The following is a 1,893-nucleotide window of genomic DNA, read 5'->3' as shown; positions in this document are numbered from 1 at the left end:
GTCGACAGCACCGCACCCACCATTGCAGCATCCAGCCCGAGCCCGCGCGACAGGTAGAACGGAGCCACCACCAGCGTCGCCATCATCACCGTGGCGACGACGAGGCTCATGGCGAGACTGGCACTCAGCTGAAGATCGCGGAAGCTGGCAAGCCGGATCAAGGGGTTTTTCACTCTCGCCTGCGCGGCGGCGAAAAGAAAAACGCCGGTGCCGGCGGCGATCAGCAGGCCGATTTTGAGCGTGCCGAAATTGCCTCTGCCCAGCGTCATGGCCAGCGCATAGGCGGCCAACGTCAGGGCCAGCAGGGCGGTGCCCACGACATCGAACGTGCCTCGGTCGAGCCGCGCGGTTTTATTGCGTGCCGGCAGGGCACGCCAGGCAAGAGCGAAGGTGAGCACTCCCAGCGGGACATTGACGAGGAAGATTGCCCGCCAGCCGAAGCCGGTGATCAAAAGGCCGCCGAGCGAGGGGCCAAGTGTCGTGCCGATCGCGGACATGGCGCCGAGCAGGCCCATGGCGCAGCCGATTCTGTCCTTGGTCACGGTTTCGGCGACGAAGGCCAGCGTCAGCGCCATCATCAGCGCTGCGCCAAGTCCCTGCACGGCGCGTGCGGCAATCAGCAGCCAGAGTGTCGGCGCCAGGCCGCAGAGCACCGATGCGGACGTGAACAGCGCGATGCCCCCAAGCAGCAACGGTCGGCGCCCGAACATGTCGGCCAGCCGGCCGGCGCTGACGATCAGTGTGGTGATGGCGAGGAGATAGGCCAGAACAACCCATTGCACGGCCTGGAACGTCGCGCCGAAATTCTGCATCAGCGACGGCAGCCCGACGCTGGCAATGCTGGTTCCCAGCGACGACAGCAGTGTGGCGAGCGACAGGCTTGCCAACGCCCAGCCGGCGGATTGCATCCATGGTGGCGCCGATGTCAGCCCGTCCGGATTTTGCTCAGCGATTGCCACGGCGGTCTCCTTCCATCAGTCCCACAACCGGAACTGCTGGAGATCTAGTTCCTTGGCCAATGTGGCGGAAGGCGCAGCATTTGCATCTTATTCGTGCGTTTGGCGCCATATCATGTCATGATCTGCCGATGACATCACCCGATCTCAACTTACTGTTCGCTCTCGACGTCCTGCTGACCGAAGGCAGCGTGGCGCGCGCCGCCAGCCGCCTACGCCTCAGCCCTTCGGCGATGAGCCGCACGCTGGCGCGACTGCGCCAGGCGACGGGCGATCCGCTGCTGGTTCGCGCCGGTCGAGGCCTTGTGGCGACGCCGCGTGCGGAAGAACTGCGACAGCAGGTAGGCCGTGTCGTCCAGGATGCGGAGGCGATCCTGCGCCCTGCCACCTTGCTCGATCTCCCGAACCTGGACAGGGTCTTCACGCTGCGCACCAATGAGAGCTTCGTCGAAGAGTTCGCACCTCGTCTCGTTGCCCGTATCCAGGCCGATGCGCCCGGCGTGCGGCTGCGCTTTGCACCGAAGTCCGACCGGGACGTCATGTCGCTGCGCGACGCGGCGATCGATCTGGACATAGGCGTCGCTGGCGAGACCGGCCCGGAGGTGCGCATCCAGGCGTTGCTTCGCGACCGCTTTATCGGCGCCGTGCGAACGGGCCATCCCTTGACCGAGGGCGCGGTGACGCCTGAGCGCTATGCCGCAGGCCGACACATCAGCGTTTCACGGCGTGGCCGCGAGAAAGGGCCGATCGACGAGGCTTTGAACCGGCTCGGGCTGCGGCGGACCGTCGTGTGCATGGTTTCCGGTTTCTCGGCAGCCCTTGCCATGGCCCGCACATCAGACCTGATCGCCAGCGTTCCGGAGCGGCATACCGAGGGCGCACGCGCCGGCATGCGCAGTTTTCCCCTGCCGGTTGCCACCGCGGAAGTCACTATCTC

General features: G+C 65.8%; 2 protein-coding genes. One reads left to right on the top strand and one right to left on the bottom strand.

Annotated elements, in window-relative coordinates:
• A partial coding sequence (locus EN914_RS33795) for an MFS transporter (protein ID WP_127389601.1) occupies positions 1-959 on the bottom strand: 959 nt, incomplete at its 3' end.
• 128 nt (positions 960-1,087) lie between these two features.
• On the opposite strand from EN914_RS33795, the gene EN914_RS33790 reads away from it, so the two are divergent.
• A partial coding sequence (locus tag EN914_RS33790) for a LysR family transcriptional regulator (protein ID WP_164769372.1) occupies positions 1,088-1,893 on the top strand: 806 nt, incomplete at its 3' end.

The organism is Mesorhizobium sp. M7A.F.Ca.CA.001.08.2.1 (assembly GCF_003998455.1).
GTDB classification, from domain to species: Bacteria; Pseudomonadota; Alphaproteobacteria; order Rhizobiales; family Rhizobiaceae; genus Mesorhizobium; species Mesorhizobium ciceri.
The sequence above is the reverse complement of the archived record's forward strand: the minus strand, read 5'-3'. Positions and strand labels throughout refer to the sequence as shown.